Source organism: Stutzerimonas kunmingensis (assembly GCF_032106285.1).
Taxonomy (GTDB): Bacteria; Pseudomonadota; Gammaproteobacteria; order Pseudomonadales; family Pseudomonadaceae; genus Stutzerimonas; species Stutzerimonas kunmingensis_B.
The window spans coordinates 1-20,239 of the sequence record NZ_DAMCPO010000038.1 but is presented as its reverse complement, the minus strand read 5'-3'; the positions used below and the strand labels follow the sequence as shown (position 1 = coordinate 20,239).

The window sequence follows — 20,239 nt, the reverse complement described above, 5'->3', positions numbered from 1 at the left end:
TCGCTGGAATGACGATTATCAGCACCAATGAAAACGGGGCTGACGCCCCGTTTTTTGTTACCGACTCAACCGTCAGATCTCGCGATCGGCCAGGAAGAACCAGGTATCGAGCACCGAGTCCGGATTCAGGGAGACGCTCTCGATGCCCTGCTCCATCAGCCACTTGGCCAGATCCGGGTGATCCGAAGGACCCTGACCACAGATACCGATGTACTTGCCGGCCTTGTTGCATGCCTGGATGGCGTTGGCCAACAGCTTTTTCACCGCCGGATTACGCTCATCGAACAGGTGGGCGATGATGCCGGAGTCGCGGTCCAGGCCGAGGGTCAGCTGGGTCATGTCGTTCGAGCCGATGGAGAAGCCATCGAAGAACTCCAGGAACTCATCTGCCAGCAGCGCATTGGACGGCAGCTCGCACATCATGATGACGCGCAGGCCATTCTCGCCGCGCTTGAGGCCGTACTTCGCCAGCAGATCGATGACCTGCGACGCTTCGCCCAGAGTGCGGACGAAAGGCACCATCAGCTCGACATTGGTCAGGCCCATCACGTCGCGGACTTTCTTCATCGCGCGGCATTCGAGCTCGAAGCAGTCACGGAACGAATCGCTGATATAGCGGGACGCACCGCGGAAGCCGAGCATCGGGTTCTCTTCTTCCGGCTCGTACAGCTTGCCGCCGATGAGATTGGCGTACTCGTTCGACTTGAAGTCCGACAGGCGCACGATGACCTTTTTCGGCCAGAACGCGGCGGCCAGGGTGCTTACGCCCTCGACCAGCTTCTCGACGTAGAAGTTGACGGGATCGTCGTAGCCGGCGATGCGCTTCTCCACGCTGCTCTTCACATCTGCAGGCAGACCGTCGAAGTTCAGCAGCGCCTTGGGGTGCACGCCGATCATGCGGTTGATGATGAACTCGAGGCGGGCCAGGCCGACGCCCTCGTTCGGCAGATGCGCGAAGTCGAAGGCACGGTCAGGGTTGCCGACGTTCATCATGATCTTGAACGGCAGTTCCGGCATGGCGTCGATGGAGTTCTGACGAATGTCGAAGCCCAGCTCGCCATCGAAGATCAGACCGGTGTCGCCTTCGGCGCAGGAAACGGTCACGCGCTGACCGTCCTTCAGCAACTCGGTGGCATTACCGCAACCCACGACCGCCGGAATCCCCAGCTCGCGGGCGATGATCGCCGCGTGGCAGGTGCGGCCGCCACGGTTGGTGACGATGGCGCTGGCGCGCTTCATCACCGGTTCCCAATCCGGGTCGGTCATGTCGGAAACCAGCACGTCGCCCGGCTGAACCTTGTCCATTTCGCTGACGTCGTGGATGACCTTGACCGGGCCGGCGCCGATTCGCTGACCGATGGCACGACCTTCGACCAGCACGGTGCCTTTTTCCTTCAGCAGGTAGCGCTCCATGACATTGGCGCTGCTGCGGCTCTTAACGGTTTCCGGACGTGCCTGGACGATATACAACTGGTTGTCGTCGCCATCTTTGGCCCACTCGATGTCCATCGGACGCCCGTAGTGCTTCTCGATGGTCATGGCCTGCTTGGCGAGGTTGGTCACTTCTTCGTCGGTCAGACAGAAGCGCATGCGATCGGCCTGGTCGACGTCGACCGTCTTGACCGACTTGCCGGCGCTGGCTTCGGCGCCGTACACCATCTTGATTGCCTTGCTGCCCAGGTTGCGGCGCAGGATTGCCGGGCGACCGGCTTCCAGCGTGTGCTTGTGGACATAGAATTCGTCCGGATTGACCGCGCCCTGAACGACAGTCTCACCCAGGCCGTACGCGCCGGTGATGAACACCACACCGCGGAAGCCGGATTCGGTGTCCAAAGTGAACATGACACCTGCAGTGCCGGTTTCCGAACGCACCATGCGCTGCACGCCGGCGGACAGGGCAACCAGCTTGTGGTCAAAGCCCTGGTGCACGCGATAGGCAATCGCACGGTCGTTGAACAGGGAAGCGAACACTTCCTTGGTTGCGCGGATCACGTTGTCCACGCCGCGTATATTGAGGAAGGTTTCCTGCTGGCCCGCGAAGGAGGCGTCCGGCAGGTCTTCGGCGGTGGCCGAGGAGCGTACCGCGACCGCCATGTTGTCATTGCCGCCGGACATTTCCGCGAATGCGGTGCGGATGTCGGCATCCAGTTGAGGCGGGAATTCAGCTTCCATCACCCAGCCGCGAATCTGCGCGCCAGCTTTGGCGAGGGCATTGACGTCATCCACGTCCAGCGCATCGAGAAGCGCATGGATCTGCTCGTTGAGACCGCTGAGCTCCATGAAATCACGATAGGCCTGGGCCGTAGTGGCGAAACCGCCAGGCACCGAAACACCCGCGCCTGCGAGGTTGCTGATCATCTCGCCGAGGGAGGCGTTCTTGCCCCCTACACGCTCAACGTCATGATTGCCGAGCTTATCGAGGGAAACTACGTACTCTACCAAGGTGATCTCTCCACATTAGTGTTGGAAACTCAACCGGAGCCTGGCCGCACGACTGTGGCCCGACCCTGCAAAATAAGTAACAATGCCCGCCAACCGGGCTCGGCGAAGGGCCTACTATAGCTGGGAACCGTTCTCGACTTAAGGCCCAAGGCACATGAAACGAACTGCTTTCTTCATTTCTGACGGCACAGGCATCACCGCGGAAACCCTGGGCCAGAGTCTTCTGGCACAGTTCGAGAACATTACCTTCACGAAGCTGACCCGCCCATACATAGACACCGCCGAAAAAGCGCGGGCCATGGTACAGCAAATCAATAATGCCGCGGAAAAGGACGGTGGCCGGCCGATCATCTTCGACACACTGGTGAACCAGGAAATCCGTGACATTCTGGCCGAATCCAATGGCTTCATGATCGACATCTTCTCTTCCTTTCTTGCGCCGTTGGAACATGAGCTGATGTCACGTTCCTCCTACTCCGTTGGTAAATCCCACTCCATCAGCCACAACGCCAATTACATGGAGCGTATCGAGGCGGTTAACTTCGCCCTCGATAACGATGACGGCGCCCGCACTCGCTACTACGACAAGGCGGACCTCATCCTCGTCGGCGTTTCCCGCTGCGGCAAAACACCGACCTGCCTGTATATGGCGATGCAGTACGGCATCCGCGCTGCCAACTACCCCCTGACCGAGGACGACATGGAGCGTCTGCAGTTGCCGAGCGCTCTCAAGGAGTACAAGGACAAACTGTTCGGCTTGACCATCGACCCGGATCGCCTGGCCGCCATTCGCCACGAACGCAAACCCAACAGTCGTTATGCCAGCTTCGCTCAGTGCGAATTCGAAGTCCGCGAGGTGGAAAGCCTGTTCCGCCGCGAGAACATCAACTACATCAACTCGACCCATTTCTCCGTCGAGGAAATCTCTGCAAAGATCCTCGTGGAGAAAGGCGTCGAGCGTCGGCTCAAATAAGTGCCGCTTCGCTAGACAACAAAAAGTCCGCTTGGTGCGGACTTTTTGCGTTTTTCAGCCGGAAGAATTCGATTTCCGGCAGTTGAAGCGCATCAGAAAGTGTCACCTGGCACACGTACCCAGCCTTCCATCAGTACGCGCGCGCTGCGGCTCATGATCGCTTTGGTAACCGTCCACTGACCGTCGATCTGCTTCGCCTCGGCACCGACCCGCAGCGTGCCGGACGGATGCCCGAAGCGCACGGCCTGACGCTCGCCACCACCTGCCGCGAGATTCACCAGCGTGCCAGGCACCGCCGCCGCCGTACCGATGGCCACCGCACAGGTGCCCATCATGGCGTGGTGCAGCTTGCCCATGGACAACGCCCGAACGAGCAGATCGACCTCACCTGCCTCGATGTTCTTGCCGGAAGACGCCCGATAGCTTTTCGGCTGGGAAACGAACGCAACCTTCGGCGTGTGCTGACGGGTCAGCGCCTCCTCCGCGGTCTTGATCAAGCCCATTCGCAGAGCACCGGCCACACGAATCGACTCCAGACGAGCCAGAGCATCCGGATTGCCATTGATGTCCTCACGCAGTTCTGTGCCCTGGTAGCCGATGTCCTCGGCATTGACGAACACAGTGGGAATGCCGGCGCTGATCATGGTCGCCTTGAGCGTACCGATGCCCGGGACCTCCAGCTCATCGATCAGATTGCCGGTGGGAAACATCGAACCGCCCTCCTCGCCGTCGTCGGACGGATCGAGGAATTCCAGCACGATCTCGGCAGCCGGAAAGGTCACGCCGTCCAGCTCGAAATCGCCGGTCTCCTGCACCTGGCCGTTGGCCACCGGCACGTGGGCGATGATGGTCTTGCCGATGTTGGCCTGCCAGATCCGCACCACACAGGTGCCGTTCTGCGGAATACGCTCGGCATCCACCAGGCCGGCATGCAGCGCGAACGCGCCGGCGCCGGTTGAAAGGTTGCCGCAGTTGCCGCTCCAGTCGACGAAGGGCTTGTCGATCGACACCTGACCATAGAGATACTCGACGTCATGATCAGGTCGAGTGCTCTTGGACAGGATGACGCATTTGCTGGTGCTGGACGTGGCGCCGCCCATGCCGTCGATGTGCGCCGAATAAGGGTCGGGACTACCGATCACGCGCAAGAACAGCTTGTCGCGCGCAGCGCCCGGCACCTGGCAGCTTTCCGGCAGGTCCTGCAAGCGGAAGAACACGCCCTTGCTGGTGCCGCCACGCATGTAGGTCGCGGGAATTCTGATCTGGGTTTGATGAGCCATGAGTGAGTCCTGGCTGGAAGATGATTGGGTTGTAGGGTGGATCACGCTTGACCGATCCACCGCGCGGGCTGGTGCGGTGGATGGAAAAGCGCCATCCACCCTACGAGGACGGCCGGTCACGCCTGCCCGAGGAAGTCCTTGGCGAAACGCTGCAGCACGCCGCCGGCCTGGTAGACGCTGACTTCCGCCGCCGTATCGAGGCGGCAGGTGACCGGAGCGCGGGTTTCTTCACCGCTCTTGTGATGAATGACCAGCGTCAGGTCGCAGCGCGGCGACAGCTCGCCTTCGATATCGAAGGTTTCGGTGCCATCGAGGCCAAGGGTCAGGCGCGTAGTGCCCGGTTTGAACTCGACCGGCAGCACGCCCATGCCCACCAGGTTGGTACGGTGGATACGCTCGAAGCCTTCGGCGACGATCACCTCGACACCCGCCAGGCGCACGCCCTTGGCCGCCCAGTCACGCGAGCTGCCTTGGCCGTAGTCGGCACCGGCCACGATGATCAGGTTCTGCTTGCGAGTCATGTAGGTTTCGATGGCTTCCCACATGCGCATCACCTTGCCTTCCGGCTCGACGCGCGCCAGCGAACCCTTCTGCACCTTGCCGTCGACCACCGCCATCTCGTTGACCAGCTGCGGGTTGGCGAACGTCGCCCGCTGCGCGGTCAGATGGTCGCCGCGGTGGGTTGCGTAGGAATTGAAGTCCTCTTCCGGCAGGCCCATCTTGGCCAGGTACTCACCGGCGGCCGAATCCAGCAAGATCGCGTTGGATGGCGACAGGTGATCGGTGGTGATGTTGTCCGGCAGGATCGCCAACGGACGCATGCCTTTCAGTGTGCGCTCGCCAGCCAACGCGCCTTCCCAGTACGGCGGACGACGGATGTAGGTGGACATCGGACGCCAGTCGTATAGCGGGCTTTTGGCTTCCTCGATGGTGCCCAGATCGAACATCGGGATGTAGATCTGCTTGAACTGCTCGGGCTTCACCGAGGACGCGACGATGGCGTCGATCTCCTCGTCGGATGGCCAGAGGTCCTTCAGGGTGATCGGATTGCCGTTCTTGTCGGTGCCCAGCACGTCCTGCTCGATATCGAAACGCACGGTACCGGCGATGGCGTACGCGACCACCAGCGGCGGCGAGGCGAGGAAGGCCTGCTTGGCATACGGGTGGATACGGCCATCGAAGTTGCGGTTACCGGAGAGAACTGCAGTGGCGTACAGGTCGCGCTCGATGATTTCCTGCTGGATCACCGGGTCCAGCGCACCGGACATGCCGTTACAGGTGGTGCAGGCGTAGGCGACGATGCCGAAACCGAGTTTTTCCAGCTCGCTGAGCAGCCCAGCTTCTTCCAGGTACAGCTTGGCGACCTTGGAACCCGGCGCGAAGGATGTCTTCACCCAAGGCTTGCGCACCAAGCCCAACTCGTTGGCCTTTTTCGCCAGTAGGCCGGCGGCCACCACGTTGCGCGGGTTGGAGGTGTTGGTGCAGCTGGTGATAGCGGCAATGATCACTGCACCATCGGGCAGCAGACCTTCGGCCTCTTCGGCGCGCGCTGCAGCCAGCTTGTCTTCGTCGGCGATGCCACGCTCGTGCAGCGCCGAGGTCGGCAGACGCTTGTGCGGGTTGGACGGGCCCGCCATGTTGCGCACCACGCTGGACAGATCGAATTCGAGCACGCGCTCGTATTCGGCGCCTTCCAGAGCCGTCGCCCACAGGCCCGTTTCCTTGGCGTACTGCTCGACGAGCGCAACCTGCTCCGGCTCGCGACCGGTCAGCTTGAGGTAATCGATGGTCTGCTGATCGATGTAGAACATCGAAGCGGTGGCGCCGTATTCCGGACACATGTTGGAGATGGTCGCGCGATCGCCGATGGTAAGGCTGTCGGCGCCTTCTCCGAAGAACTCGACCCAAGCTCCGACCACACGTTCCTTGCGCAGGAACTCAGTCAGCGCGAGGACGATATCGGTGGCGGTGATGCCAGGCTGACGCTTGCCGGTCAGATGTACGCCGACGATGTCAGGCAGGCGCATCATTGAAGGCAGACCGAGCATCACGGTTTCGGCCTCCAGGCCGCCAACGCCGATGGCGATCACACCCAGCGCATCGACGTGCGGGGTGTGCGAGTCGGTACCCACGCAGGTGTCCGGAAAGGCAACGCCGCCACGGGCCTGAATCACCGGCGACATCTTCTCCAGATTGATCTGGTGCATGATGCCGTTGCCGGCCGGGATCACGTCGACGTTCTTGAACGCGGTCTTGGTCCACTCGATGAAGTGGAAGCGGTCCTCGTTGCGGCGCTCCTCGACGGCACGGTTCTTCTCGAACGCATCCGGGTCGAAGCCTGCAAATTCAACCGCCAGCGAGTGGTCGACGATCAGCTGGGTCGGCACCACCGGGTTGACCTTCGCCGGGTCGCCGCCCTGCTCCGCAATCGCATCGCGCAGGCCGGCGAGATCGACCAGCGCGGTCTGGCCGAGGATGTCATGGCAGACTACACGAGCCGGATACCACGGAAAATCGAGGTCGCGCTTGCGCTCGATGATCTGCTTCAGCGAATCGGTCAGCGCTTCGGGCTCACAGCGACGCACCAGCTGTTCGGCCAGGACGCGGGAGGTATAGGGCAGCTTGTCGTAGGCACCCGGTTGAATGGCTTCGATCGCCTCACGGGTGTCGAAGTAGTCAAGCCCAGTACCTGGCAAAGGTTTGCGGTGTTCTGTATTCATGCCGGAAGAACTCAATTCAGTAATGTTCTGTGGGGCAAGGTGCGGGGAGCCCGACGACGAACTCCCCCGCTCCGATCAACGCTGGGCGATCGGGACAACCTTGCGCTGCTCCGGACCGATGTACTCGGCGCTGGGCCGAATGATCCGGTTGTTGCTGCGTTGTTCGAACACATGGGATGCCCAGCCGGTGACGCGCGAGCAGACGAAGATCGGCGTGAACAGCTTGGTCGGGATCCCCATGAAGTGATAGGCGGACGCATGGTAGAAGTCGGCGTTCGGGAAGAGCTTCTTCTGCTCCCACATGGTTTCGTCGACAACCACCGAGACCGGATAAAGCACGGTATCGCCCACTTCGTCCGCGAGCTTTTCGGCCCAGACCTTGATGACCTCGTTGCGCGGGTCGGAAACGCTGTAGATCGCGTGGCCGAAGCCCATGATCTTGTCCTTGCGCTCGAGCATGCCGAGGATCGCTTCGCGGGCTTCTTCCGGACTCTTCCACTGCTCGATCATGTCCATCGCCGCTTCGTTGGCGCCGCCATGCAGCGGACCGCGCAGCGAACCGATGGCACCGGTCACGCAGGAATAGAGGTCGGAGAGCGTCGAAGCACAGACACGGGCGGTAAAGGTCGAGGCGTTGAACTCGTGCTCGGCGTAGAGGATCAGCGAGACGTTCATCACCTTGACGTGCAGGTCGCTCGGCTTCTTGTCGTGCAGCAGCGCGAGGAAATGGCCGCCCAGGGTCTCTTCATCACTGGTGCAGTTGATGCGAACACCGTCGTGGGTGAAGCGATACCAGTAGCACATGATCGCCGGGAAAGCGGCCATCAGCCGCTCGGCAACGTCGCGCTGCTGGTCGAAGCTGAGCTCCGGCTCCAGCGTGCCAAGTACGGACGAACCGGTACGCATGACATCCATCGGGTGCGCGCTCGCCGGGATGCGTTCCAGCACTTCCTTCAGTGCCTGCGGCAGGTCACGCATGGTCTTCAGGCGATTCTTGTAATCGGCCAGTTGCTGGGTGTTCGGCAGCTCACCATAGAACAGCAGGTAGGCCACTTCCTCGAAATCGCACTCGGCCGCCAGGTCGCGCACGTCGTAACCACGATAGGTCAACCCGGCACCGGTCTTGCCCACGGTACACAAGGCGGTCTGTCCGGCGATCTGTCCGCGCAGGCCCGCGCCGCTCAAAACTTTTGCTTCAGCCATTGCTATCTCCTTCTTGGATTTGTTCTGGATACTGCAAATCACGTTGAAAAATGGATCGCAAAGGCCCCATTGGCAAACCCAATGGGGCCTTCTCGTCAGCTCTTCTTCTGAGCGAACAGCGCGTCGAGGTGCTGCTCGAACGTGTGATAGTTGATGCGATCGTAGAGCTCCATGCGGGTTTGCATGGTGTCGATCACGTTCTTCTGCGTGCCGTCACGGCGCAGCGCGGTGTAGACATTTTCCGCGGCCTTGTTCATGGCACGGAACGCCGACAGCGGGTAGAGCACCAGGGAGACGTCGACGCTGGCCAGCTCTTCGGTGGTGTAAAGCGGCGTGGCACCGAACTCGGTGATGTTGGCCAGAATTGGCGCCTGCACGCGGTCGGCGAAGGTCTTGTACATCGCCAACTCGGTGATGGCCTCGGGGAAGATCATGTCGGCACCTGCTTCGATGCAGGCCGCGGCACGATCCAGCGCGGAGTTCAGACCTTCCACCGCCAGCGCATCGGTACGCGCCATGATCACGAAGCTGTCGTCGGTGCGCGCGTCCACGGCCGCCTTGATGCGGTCGACCATCTCCTGCTGCGAGACGATTTCCTTGTTTGGACGATGGCCGCAACGCTTGGCACCGACCTGGTCCTCGATGTGGATCGCCGCGGCGCCGAATTTGATCATCGACTTGACGGTACGCGCCACGTTGAACGCCGAGGAGCCGAAGCCGGTGTCGACATCCACCAGCAGCGGCAGATCGCAGACATCGGTGATGCGGCGCACGTCGGTCAGCACATCGTCGAGCCCGGTGATGCCAAGATCCGGCAGACCCAGCGAACCGGCAGCAACGCCGCCGCCGGACAGATAGATGGCCTTGAAGCCGGCACGCTTGGCCAGCAAGGCGTGGTTGGCGTTGATCGCGCCGACGACCTGGAGCGGATGCTCGCTGGCGACGGCGTCACGGAAACGCTGACCGGCAGAAGGAAGAGTCATGCATTACCCCTTTCATGTGGTGTTTGCTCAAGAACGCCCGTGAAGTGACGTTCGACATTGCGCTTGGAAGCGGCGATATGGCGGCGCATCAGCAGCTCCGCCAGTTCGCCATCGCGTTCGGCGATGGCATCGAGAATCCGGTGGTGTTCGGCGAAGGCCTGATGCGGACGGTTCGGCGTGGTGGAGAACTGGATGCGGTACATGCGCACCAGCTGATAGAGCTCGTCGCACAGCAGCTTGGCCAGTGTGCGGTTGCCGCTGCCCTGAATGATCCGGTAATGGAAGTCGAAATCGCCTTCCTGCTGGTAATAGCCGACACCGGCCTGAAACGCCTCATCGCGCTCGTGGGTGCTCAGTACCCGACGCAGGTCGTCGATTTCCGCCTCAGTCATGCGTTCGGCCGCCAGGCGGCAGGCCATGCCTTCCAGGGATTCACGAATCTCGTAAAGCTCGATCAACTCGGCATGGCTGAGCGACACAACCCTCGCGCCAACATGCGGCACGCGGACCAGCAGCTTCTGCCCTTCCAGCCGGTGGATCGCCTCGCGCAACGGCCCGCGGCTTATGCCATAGGTACGCGCCAGCTCCGGCTCGGAGATCTTGCTACCCGGGGCAATCTCGCCTTTGACGATGGCAGCCTGGATCAGACGAAACACATGCTCGGCCAGCGTGCCACTGTCGAGCTGTTGCGCGGATGGGTGAAGCTCAACGGTATCCAGCATGATTGTCGACAATTCAGGTTTCGATGCGGCGAAAGTACGCCTGCATTGCCGACCAGTCAACAGCCCATCTACGCAGATTGTCGACACCTTTACTAAAGTCGTAAAAGCGGCAACTTGGTCGAGATTAGCTTGAGCCAGGGCAGAGCGCCTTGTAGCGCCGTGAAACCAGCATGCTAGAATGCCAGCCTTTCGCGCCCCCGGCGCTTGCCCGCAATGCCTGTCGCCACTCGATCTCCAGTCATCCCTTCCTTAAGACAACAGGTTCCATGAGAGTAAAAGCCCACTTCCTGCTGTTCTGTACATTACTCCTGCCCGCGATCGGCACCGCTGCCGACAATACGATTTACGGTCTGAACGAACACGTTGGAATCCCTGACTTCAATCTGGAAGTGGACGCCAAGCTCGACACCGGCGCCCAAACCGCGTCGCTCAGTGCGCGTGACATCACCCGATTCAAGCGTGAAGGCGAGTCGTGGGTGCGCTTCTACCTTGCCGTCGACAGCGCCCACGCACACCCCATCGAGCGTCCGCTGGCACGCATCAGCAAGATCAAGCGCCGGGCTGGCGACTATGATCCGGAAGAGGAAAAAACCTATACGGCGCGCCCGGTTATCGAACTCGATCTGTGCCTGGGCAAGGCCAAACGCACAATCGAAGTGAACCTCACGGACCGTACCGCTTTCCAATACCCACTTTTGATCGGTTCCGACGCGCTCACCCGCTTCGGCGCCCTGGTCGACCCAAGTCGCACCTTTATTGCCGGCAAACCCGGTTGCCTCAACGAATCTGACGCTGACGAGTAATACCCATGCGCGCTCTCACTCTGCATCTGAAAGTCCTGATCTTCATCCTCGTCGCTCTGGGAATTTCGATCACCGCCTACCAGATCTTCATACTGGGCATTCCGGTTACCGAAGACGAAACCGATGACCTGTGGAATATCGACGCCAAGGTCGAGTTCCAGGCCAGCCCACGCGAGCCGGTCAAGCTGCAGATGTACGTGCCGCCACTGAATCAGGAATTCGTCAGCCTCAACGAAAGCTTCATATCCAACAACTACGGCGTCAGCATCAACCGGGCCGACGGCAACCGCCGCGTCACCTGGTCTGCGCGCCGTGCGAGCGGAAACCAGACGCTCTATTACCGCCTCGTGCTCACCAAGCGCTACAGCGGTGAGCAGACCAAGGCCACCGGGCCGATCTTCCGCGACAGTCTTCCGGTGGAAGGCGCCGAGAAGATCGCTGCGGAAGCGCTGCTTTCTCCGATTCGTCAGCATTCCGCTGATGTGGAAACCTTCATCAGCGAAGCCATCAAGCGGGTCAACAATCCCAACGATGACAACGTCAAGCTGCTACTGGGCGGCGATGCATCCATCCCGAACAAGGCACGCGTCATCGAATTGCTGCTGTCCATCGCTCACGTGCCGATGGAGCGCGTGCATACCATTCGCCTGAACGCAGACCAGCCGCAAACCCCGGAGCTCTGGCTACGCAGCTTTAACGGCGACAAGTGGCTCTTCTTCAACCCCGGCACCGGCGAGCAAGGCCTGCCGAATGACCGCTTGGTCTGGTGGACCGGTGACGAGCCGCTGATCAATCTGGAAGGCGGACGCAATCCGCAGGTGACCTTCACGCTCAACAACAGCGAAATGAACGCCATCCGCCTGGCCAAGCTGACCGACGAGAACACCGACGCCGACTTCCTCGAGTACTCGCTGTATGGCCTGCCCCTACAGACCCAGCAGACCTACCAGATCATGATCATGATCCCGATCGGCGTGCTGGTGATCCTGATCCTGCGCAACCTCGGCGGCCTGCAGACCCTCGGCACCTTCACCCCGGTACTGATTGCCCTGGCATTCCGCGAAACCCAGATCGGCTTCGGCATCATCCTGTTCACGCTGATCACGGCGCTGGGCCTGTCGCTGCGTTCGTACCTGGAACATCTGAAACTGCAGATGCTGCCGCGCCTCTCGGTGGTACTGACGTTCGTCGTGGTGCTGATCGCCGTGATCAGCCTGCTCAGTCACAAGCTCGGCTTGGAGCGCGGCCTGTCGGTCTCCCTGTTCCCGATGGTGATTCTGACCATGACCATCGAGCGCCTGTCGATCACCTGGGAAGAACGTGGCGGCGGCCATGCCTTCAAGGTGGCGGTCGGCACCCTGATCGCCGCGAGCCTGGCCTTCATGCTGATGAACATTCAGGAGCTGACCTACTTCATCTTCACCTTCCCGGCGGTGCTTCTGATCATGGTGGGCTTCATGCTGGCGATGGGTCGCTACCGCGGCTACCGCCTGACCGAGCTGTTCCGCTTCAAAGCCTTTCTGAAGGATTGAGCCATGTTCGGTCTGATCAAGACGTGGAAGGCCCTCGAGGCCAAGGGAATCATGGGCATCAACCGCCGCAACGCGGACTATGTGCTCAAGTACAACAAGCGCAACCTGTATCCGATCGTCGATGACAAGATCATCACCAAGGAGCGCGCCATCGAGGCCGGCATTCATGTGCCGGAGATGTACGGCATCATCGAAACCGAAAAGGACATCGACAAGCTCAAGGATATCGTCAAGGATCACACCGATTTCGTCGTCAAGCCGGCGCAGGGCGCCGGCGGCGACGGCATCCTAGTGATCGCCGACCGTTTCGAAGGCCGCTACAGGACCGTCTCGGGCAAGATCATGACCCATGAGGAGATCGAGCATCAGATCTCCAATATCCTCACCGGGCTGTACTCGCTGGGCGGCCATCGTGACCGCGCACTGATCGAATATCGCGTCACGCCCGATCCGATCTTCAAGAGCATCAGCTACGAAGGTGTGCCGGACATTCGCATCATCGTGCTGATGGGCTACCCGGTCATGGCGATGCTGCGCCTGCCAACCCGTCAATCCGGAGGCAAGGCCAACCTGCACCAGGGCGCCATCGGCGTCGGTGTGGATCTGGCCACCGGCATCACCCTGCGCGGGACCTGGCTGAACAACAAGATCACCAAACACCCGGACACAACTAACGCGGTGGACGGCGTGCAGTTGCCAAACTGGGACGGCTTCATGAAGCTCGCCGCCGGCTGTTACGAGCTCTGCGGGCTCGGATATATCGGTGTCGACATGGTGCTCGATCAGGAAAAGGGCCCGCTCATTCTCGAGCTGAACGCGCGCCCTGGCCTGAACATCCAGATCGCCAACGACTGTGGGCTGACGCACCGGGCCCATGCAGTCGAGAACCGCCTGGCGGAACTCAAGGAGAAAGGTATCCAGGAAACGCCGGAGGAACGGGTGAAGTTCTCCCAGGAGCTGTTCGGCCATGTCCCGCCCCACGCCTGAATGACGCAAGCCGGGGAGCCCGCGTATCCTCTCGGGCTGCCCCCTCATCGACTCGACCCATGTCCATCTGCACGCTGCATGCCCTGCCCTACCAGGCCGATCCCGCCTATTGGTTCGAGCGCATCCGCCATGTCCCAGGTGCGGTGCTGCTCGATTCGGGCAGGCCGAAGGCCGAGCGTGGGCGCTTCGACATTCTCAGCGCCTGGCCACTGGCTGTGCACGAGCCACGCGACGATGAATCAGGGCGTGATTACTTCCACCGTTTGCGCCAGGCGTTGCGCGGACTCGGCTCCGCCGAGCTACCCGAGAGCTGTGAGCTGCCGTTTGCTGGAGGCCTGATCGGCCTGTTGAGCTACGACTTCGGTGCCCGCCTCGAGACCCTGCCCCAGCGCGCCCTCGACGACAACGGTCTGCCACTGGCGCGTTTCGGCCTTTATGGCTGGGCGCTGATCAGCGATCACCAGAGGCGCACCAGTCAGTTGGTGTTTCACCCAGCAACGACTTCTTCCGAGCAGATGCGACTGATCGCGCTGTTCGATTCAGCCACCACCGTCGAAAGCGCTCCATTCAGGCTGCACAGCCGTTTCGCTGCCGATCTTTCTGTCGACACTTACCGGAACGGCATCGAGCGCATTCAGACCTACATCCAGGCCGGTGACTGCTATCAGGTCAATTTCACCCAGCGTTTTCGTGCCGGCTGCTCGGGTGACCCATGGAGCGCCTATCGCGCGCTGCGAGAAGCTTGCCCAACGCCGTACGCCGGCTTCGTCGCACTGGAAGACGGCGCCATTGCCAGCCTCTCGCCGGAGCGCTTCCTGCGCCTGCAGCAGGGCCACGTTGAAACCCGCCCGATCAAAGGCACCCGTCCACGCGGTGCGGACGAGCACAGCGACGCCGCACAAGCGCAAGCGCTGCTCGCCAGCGACAAGGATCGTGCCGAAAACCTGATGATCGTCGACCTGCTGCGCAACGACCTCGGCCGCAGCTGCCGCATCGGCAGCGTGCGCGTTCCGCAGCTGTTCGCACTGGAAAGCTACCCCAACGTGCATCACTTGGTGAGCTGCGTGACCGGCGAACTGGCCGATGGCCACGACGCGTTCGATCTGCTGGCCGGCAGCTTTCCCGGCGGCTCGATCACCGGAGCGCCGAAGATCCGCGCCATGCAGATCATCGACGAGCTGGAACCGACGCGCCGCGCAATCTATTGCGGATCGTTGCTGTACGTCGATGTCAGGGGGGAAATGGACAGCTCCATCGCCATTCGCACACTGCTCATCCACGATGGGCAAGCCAGCTGCTGGGGCGGCGGTGGCATAGTCGCCGACTCGGACTGGCAGGCGGAGTACCAGGAATCGATCGACAAGGTGAAGGTGCTGCTGCAGACACTGGAGCAGCTACCAGACTGAAGCGACCGGCCATGCACCGGTCGCTTCCTCACTCACTAGAGCGCGAGCTTGCGGTTCGATGCCTTGAGGAATTCCTGCTTCAGCTCGTCGAAGGTGTGCACTGCCGGGAACTGCGGGAACTCGGCGATGACGTTGTCCGGCGCATGGAACAGGATGCCGGCATGGGCCTCGCTGAGCATGGTGGTGTCGTTGTAGGAATCGCCCGCAGCAATGACGCGGTAGTAGAGGCTCTTCAGCGCAATGACCGACTGACGCTTGGGGTCCTTCTGACGCAGCTGATAGTCCACGACGCGATCGGTTTCGTCATTGATCAGGCGGTGACAAAGCAGCGTCGGGAACCCCAACTGGCGCATCAGCGGCTGCGAGAATTCGTAGAAGGTGTCGGACAGGATCACCACCTGGAAGCGCTCGCGCAGCCAGTCGACGAACTCAGGCGCGCCTTCCAGTGGCTTCAGCGTCGCAATCACCTTCTGGATGTCGGCGAGCTTCAGGCCGTGCTCATCGAGGATGCGCAGGCGCTGCTTCATCAACACGTCGTAGTCGGGAATGTCCCGCGTGGTCGCCCGGAGCGATTCGATTCCGGTGGCCTCGGCAAAGGCGATCCAGATTTCCGGAACCAGCACACCTTCCAGGTCGAGACAGGCTATTTCCACGGGGCCACTCCTCAATGCAGAAAATTGAAGGCGGCACTCTAACGGCAGCTCGCCACCGAAGCAACGCAAGGCTTATACCCGAAGCAGCTGATCAGAGTGCCTAAACGTTATTTAGCGGCATAAACGCCTTTTGCTACCATCCGCGGCCTCAGAGCGCCGAAGCGCCAATGCCATCTATAAGGAAGCCGCCCGATGAGCCCCTCTATCGACGTCGCCGCGTTGGCCACAGCCTACGCCGAGAAACCCCCGCAAGACGTTCTAAAGCTCGCCTTCGACCTGTTCGGCGATGATCTGTGGATTTCCTTCAGTGGCGCCGAAGACGTCGTTCTGCTGGACATGGCCTGGAAGCTGAACAAGAACGTCAAGGTGTTCACCCTTGATACCGGGCGACTGCATAGCGAAACCTACCGTTTCATCGAGCAGGTGCGCGATCACTACAGCATCTCCATCGAGATCATGACGCCAGATCCCGCATTACTGCAGCCGCTGGTAAGCGAGAAAGGACTGTTCAGTTTCTATCGTGACGGTCATGAGGAATGCTGTGGAATTCGCAAGATCGAGCCGCTGCGACGCAAACTGGCCACAGTCCGCGCCTGGGCTACCGGACAGCGCCGCGATCAGAGCCCCGGCACACGCAGCCAGGTATCCGTACTGGAACTGGATACGGCCTTCTCCACGGCGGATAACGCACTGTACAAGTTCAACCCATTGGCGCAGATGACCAGCGAGGAAGTCTGGGGCTACATCCGCATGCTGGAAATCCCCTACAACAGCCTGCACGAGCGCGGTTTCATCAGCATCGGCTGCGAGCCCTGCACCCGCCCGGTACTGCCCAATCAGCACGAGCGCGAAGGTCGCTGGTGGTGGGAGGAAGCCACTCACAAGGAATGCGGGCTGCATGCCGGCAATCTGATCGCCAAGAACTGAAACTCAGTCAGGGCCGGCAGCGAAGCAACGATAAAAGGACAGCAGGCTGGGCTCCCGGCCTGCTCGGCATGGCTCAGTAAGTCGGCAGTTCCATGCCGTCGAACAGCTCATCCAGTTCCGCCTTGTTACGGCACTGGATCGCCTTCTCCAGCATGTCCCTATCCAGGTGCGGGGCAAACTGCTGGATGAAGTCGCACATGAAGCCGCGCAAGAAGGTGCCGCGGCGGAAGCCGATCTTGGTGACACTGGATTCGAACAGCTCGCTGGCATCCAGTACAACCAGATCGGAGTCGAGCTTGGAATCCACAGCCATTCGCGCAACGATCCCGACACCCAGCCCAAGCCGCACATAGGTCTTGATCACGTCGGCATCGGCGGCGGTGAAGACCACTTTCGGCGAAAGCCCGCGATGCCCGAACGCCTCGTCGAGCTTGGACCGGCCGGTGAACCCGAATACGTAGGTCACGATCGGATGCTCGGCGAGTGCTTCGAGCGTGAGCTTTTCGAGCTTTGCCAGCGGATGCCCCTGAGGCACGATCACACAACGGTTCCAGCGATAGCAGGGCATCATCACCAGATCACCGAACAACTCCAGCCCTTCGGTGGCAATGGCGAAGTCGACAGTGCCGTCGGCGGCCATCTCGGCGATCTGCATCGGCGTACCCTGGTGCATGTGCAGGGAAACGTCAGGGTATTGCTTGATAAAGCTGCTAATAACCTGGGGCAATGCGTAGCGCGCCTGGGTATGGGTGGTGGCGATACTCAGGGCGCCCTTCTTTTCGTTGGAGAACTCCTGAGCGATCTGCTTGATGCTCTCGCATTTGCGCAGGATCTCGCCTGCCGTCGTGATGATGCGCTCCCCCGCTGGCGTGACACGGGTCAGATGCTTGCCGCTGCGGGCGAACACCTCGACGCCGAGCTCGTCTTCCAACAGTCGGATCTGCTTGCTGATTCCGGGTTGCGAGGTGAACAGACTCTGCGCCGTTGCCGAAACGTTGAGGTCATGGTGCGCCACTTCCCAGATGTAACGCAGTTGTTGAAGCTTCATAGAAATCCCTCAAGGCAAAGGCACCACTGCGCCTGCCGCAACACTTATAACCTTATGAACGACGCGCCAACGGATGATAGATGTTCCGCCTGGCGTTTGCTGTGCGACCTTTGGTCTGACTCGCCGCGACTGCCGTTGAGCTTAGCAGCGCGGCGAAAACCGGGCCTGGCGTTTGCTCAGCCACCAGTGCGCTGCTCCAGAAAACGCAACAGGTGATACAACATCTCCGTTCTGGGCATCGAAACGCCAATCTGCGCTGCGGCAGCGAGCGGTGCCGCATAGATCGCTTCAAGCTCCATCGGCCGGTTCTGAAAACGATCGTGATACATGCTGGGCAGGTAATCGGGCATACGCGCAGTGCCCATCAGCAGCTTTTCCGGAAAGTCCTCCGGCAGCGAGCAGCCCAGCGCGTGCGCCGCCGTGCAGACCTCTTGCATGATCGCCTTGACCTGCGCGCGCGCGTGATCGCTACTGAGCAGTGACTCGGTGCCCGCGTCGAGCAACGCCGACAGCCCGTTGAACGGGACATTCCATACCAGCTTCATCCAGCGCGCCTGTGCCAGGCTGGGCATCGGCGACGAGTCCACGCCTGCCTGACGGAACATCTCGACCATCGCGTTCAGCAACGCAAGTTGTGCCTGCTCGTCGCCGCCGGCCGGTCCAGAGTGGTAACCGAGATTCACCCCGCCCAGTGCCTGATGCTCCACCACGCCGGGCGCCGAGCGATGGGCACAGATCGCACACAAGCCACCGAGCAGATGTACGGTGTCAGGGAGGAATGGCCTGATGGCATCTTCCACCCCCAAACCGTTCTGCAGTACAACGACCTTGCAATCAGGAGCGGCCAGCTGCGCGATGATCGGCGCGAGTGCTTCATTGCTGGTGCTTTTGGCACCGACCAGCAACCAGTCGCACGCCGGCATCTTTACCGCATCGCGGTAGACCTGCGGCCGCTCCAACTGCAGCGCTCCATGAACGGCACTGTTCACCTGTAAGCCGCGCTCGCACACCGCGGCGTATTCGCTACGCAACAGAAAGTGCACATCGTAGCCGGCACGCGCCAGCATCAACCCGTAAAAACCGCCGATGGCACCGGTGCCGATGATGCCGATACGTGGACTCATAGCAGACATAAGCACTCCAGATCTGGGGACCGGCTGCGCTCGCCGCGCCAGCCGGTAAAAGGTCGAACGATAGCAGTCCGGCACGCAACGTCCCAGTGACTGGCGTGGCAGCGTGATGGGTGCACTGGGGGCAAGCCTCAATAGGCCATCAATCTCGTTGTCGAGTGCGGCCTTTAGCGATAAGGTTCCGTTTCCCCGCTGCGCCCTCAGGCTGTGTTCCGCCGCACCGGGATCGCTGGCGGACGGCTCCCGTGATTCCTGACGAGTAACAAATGGCTGATTTACCAATCGACGACCTTAACGTTGCCTCCAACGTGACTCTCATCACGCCAGAGCAACTGAAGCGTGAAATTCCGCTGACCGCCTCGGCACTGCAGACCGTCTCCCACGGGCGCCAGGTGGTACGCGACATTCTCGACGGCAAGGATCACCGCCTGTTCATAGTGATCGGCCCTTGCTCCATTCACGATCTGAAGGCCGCCCACGAGTACGCCGAGCGTCTCAAGGTGCTGGCAGAAAAGGTGTCCGACAGCCTCTTCCTCGTCATGCGGGTGTATTTCGAGAAGCCGCGCACCACGGTCGGCTGGAAAGGCCTGATCAACGATCCGTACATGGACGACTCGTTCAAGATCCAGGACGGCCTGCACATCGGCCGCAAGCTGCTTCTCGACCTCGCCGAGATGGGCCTGCCCACCGCGACCGAAGCGCTCGATCCGATTTCGCCGCAATACCTGCAGGACCTGATCAGCTGGTCAGCGATTGGCGCACGCACCACCGAATCCCAGACGCACCGCGAGATGGCCTCGGGCCTGTCCTCCGCTGTCGGCTTCAAGAACGGCACCGACGGCAGCCTGACCGTGGCAATCAACGCCCTGCAGTCGGTTTCCAGCCCGCACCGCTTCCTCGGCATCAACCAGTCCGGCGGCGTCTCCATCGTCACCACCAAGGGCAACAACTACGGGCATGTGGTCCTGCGCGGTGGCAACGGCAAGCCCAACTACGACTCGGTCAGCGTCGCGCTGTGCGAGCAGGATCTGAAGAAGGCGGGCATCCGCCCCAATGTGATGATCGACTGCAGCCACGCGAACTCCAACAAGGACCCTGCCCTGCAGCCGCTGGTAATGGACAACGTCTCCAATCAGATTCTGGAAGGCAACAACTCCATCGTTGGCCTGATGGTGGAAAGCCACCTTGGCTGGGGTAACCAGTCCATTCCGAAGGATCTGAGTGATCTCAAGTACGGCGTATCGATCACCGATGCCTGTATCGACTGGGAAACCACCGAGAAGGCGGTGATGAGCATGCACGACAAGCTAAAGGACGTACTGCCAAGACGGCAGCGCGACTGAAACGAAAAACGCCGGTCTCCCGGCGTTTTTTTAGGTTCTTCGCGGAGTCTGGGGGAAGAGCGAGTTGACAGTCAGGGAAGCAGGTAA

16 protein-coding genes are annotated in these 20,239 nt (G+C 61.0%); 7 read left to right on the top strand and 9 right to left on the bottom strand.

What is annotated here, in order from left to right:
• Positions 1-72 precede the first annotated feature (72 nt).
• Positions 73-2,442 carry a phosphoenolpyruvate synthase gene (gene ppsA, locus RT582_RS20575; protein ID WP_014820313.1) on the bottom strand — a complete coding sequence of 790 codons (2,370 nt, stop codon included), beginning with the start codon at positions 2,440-2,442 and terminating at the stop codon, positions 73-75.
• Positions 2,443-2,596: 154 nt separating this feature from the next.
• Between ppsA and ppsR the strand changes: the two genes are divergently transcribed.
• Positions 2,597-3,415 carry a posphoenolpyruvate synthetase regulatory kinase/phosphorylase PpsR gene (gene ppsR / locus RT582_RS20570; RefSeq protein WP_014820314.1) on the top strand — a complete coding sequence of 273 codons (819 nt, stop codon included), beginning with the start codon at positions 2,597-2,599 and terminating at the stop codon, positions 3,413-3,415.
• A 92-nt stretch (positions 3,416-3,507) separates the two neighbouring features.
• On the opposite strand, the gene prpF is transcribed toward ppsR, so the two are convergent.
• The 5 genes from prpF to RT582_RS20545 all read right to left on the bottom strand — a co-directional run bounded on the left by prpF (position 3,508) and on the right by RT582_RS20545 (position 10,323).
• Positions 3,508-4,695 carry a 2-methylaconitate cis-trans isomerase PrpF gene (gene prpF / locus RT582_RS20565; RefSeq protein ID WP_313479666.1) on the bottom strand — a complete coding sequence of 396 codons (1,188 nt, stop codon included), beginning with the start codon at positions 4,693-4,695 and terminating at the stop codon, positions 3,508-3,510.
• Between the two features lie 116 nt (positions 4,696-4,811).
• Positions 4,812-7,415: a Fe/S-dependent 2-methylisocitrate dehydratase AcnD gene (gene acnD, locus RT582_RS20560; protein ID WP_313479663.1), complete on the bottom strand. Its 2,604-nt coding sequence runs from the start codon at positions 7,413-7,415 to the stop codon at positions 4,812-4,814.
• A 75-nt stretch (positions 7,416-7,490) separates the two neighbouring features.
• A complete protein-coding gene (gene prpC / locus RT582_RS20555) occupies positions 7,491-8,618 on the bottom strand; it encodes a bifunctional 2-methylcitrate synthase/citrate synthase (RefSeq protein ID WP_125861956.1) in 1,128 nt (375 codons plus the stop codon).
• A gap of 95 nt (positions 8,619-8,713) precedes the next feature.
• Complete coding sequence (prpB, locus tag RT582_RS20550; protein ID WP_014820318.1) at positions 8,714-9,601, bottom strand: methylisocitrate lyase; 888 nt, start codon at positions 9,599-9,601, stop codon at positions 8,714-8,716.
• Positions 9,598-10,323 carry a GntR family transcriptional regulator gene (locus tag RT582_RS20545; RefSeq protein WP_014820319.1) on the bottom strand — a complete coding sequence of 242 codons (726 nt, stop codon included), beginning with the start codon at positions 10,321-10,323 and terminating at the stop codon, positions 9,598-9,600. The genes prpB and RT582_RS20545 overlap by 4 nt, the downstream gene beginning before the upstream one ends.
• 266 nt (positions 10,324-10,589) lie before the next feature.
• On the opposite strand from RT582_RS20545, the gene rloA reads away from it, so the two are divergent.
• The 4 genes from rloA to pabB are packed head-to-tail and all read left to right on the top strand — an operon-like array spanning position 10,590 to position 15,051.
• Complete coding sequence (gene rloA / locus RT582_RS20540) at positions 10,590-11,126, top strand: retropepsin-like aspartic peptidase RloA (protein WP_014820320.1); 537 nt, start codon at positions 10,590-10,592, stop codon at positions 11,124-11,126.
• Between the two features lie 5 nt (positions 11,127-11,131).
• Positions 11,132-12,658 carry an osmotic stress tolerance membrane protein RloB gene (gene rloB, locus RT582_RS20535; RefSeq protein ID WP_014820321.1) on the top strand — a complete coding sequence of 509 codons (1,527 nt, stop codon included), beginning with the start codon at positions 11,132-11,134 and terminating at the stop codon, positions 12,656-12,658.
• A 3-nt stretch (positions 12,659-12,661) separates the two neighbouring features.
• Positions 12,662-13,645, top strand: coding sequence for an alpha-L-glutamate ligase-like protein (locus RT582_RS20530; protein WP_041013965.1), 984 nt, complete (start codon positions 12,662-12,664; stop codon positions 13,643-13,645).
• A gap of 59 nt (positions 13,646-13,704) precedes the next feature.
• Complete coding sequence (pabB, locus tag RT582_RS20525; RefSeq protein ID WP_278378704.1) at positions 13,705-15,051, top strand: aminodeoxychorismate synthase component I; 1,347 nt, start codon at positions 13,705-13,707, stop codon at positions 15,049-15,051.
• A 35-nt stretch (positions 15,052-15,086) separates the two neighbouring features.
• Here pabB and thrH read toward each other — a convergent pair whose 3' ends face one another.
• Positions 15,087-15,704, bottom strand: coding sequence for a bifunctional phosphoserine phosphatase/homoserine phosphotransferase ThrH (thrH, locus tag RT582_RS20520; RefSeq protein ID WP_278378705.1), 618 nt, complete (start codon positions 15,702-15,704; stop codon positions 15,087-15,089).
• A gap of 192 nt (positions 15,705-15,896) precedes the next feature.
• Here thrH and RT582_RS20515 point away from each other — a divergent pair, with 192 nt between their 5' ends.
• Positions 15,897-16,631, top strand: coding sequence for a phosphoadenylyl-sulfate reductase (locus tag RT582_RS20515; protein WP_278378706.1), 735 nt, complete (start codon positions 15,897-15,899; stop codon positions 16,629-16,631).
• A 73-nt stretch (positions 16,632-16,704) separates the two neighbouring features.
• Here RT582_RS20515 and cysB read toward each other — a convergent pair whose 3' ends face one another.
• Both cysB and RT582_RS20505 read right to left on the bottom strand, forming a co-directional pair.
• Positions 16,705-17,679: an HTH-type transcriptional regulator CysB gene (gene cysB, locus RT582_RS20510; RefSeq protein ID WP_090520007.1), complete on the bottom strand. Its 975-nt coding sequence runs from the start codon at positions 17,677-17,679 to the stop codon at positions 16,705-16,707.
• Positions 17,680-17,855: 176 nt separating this feature from the next.
• Entirely contained in the window at positions 17,856-18,812 is a 957-nt protein-coding gene (locus RT582_RS20505; protein WP_313479656.1) for a putative 2-dehydropantoate 2-reductase, read from the bottom strand.
• A 263-nt stretch (positions 18,813-19,075) separates the two neighbouring features.
• On the opposite strand from RT582_RS20505, the gene RT582_RS20500 reads away from it, so the two are divergent.
• Complete coding sequence (locus RT582_RS20500) at positions 19,076-20,152, top strand: 3-deoxy-7-phosphoheptulonate synthase (protein ID WP_104097603.1); 1,077 nt, start codon at positions 19,076-19,078, stop codon at positions 20,150-20,152.
• Positions 20,153-20,239: the final 87 nt, after the last annotated feature.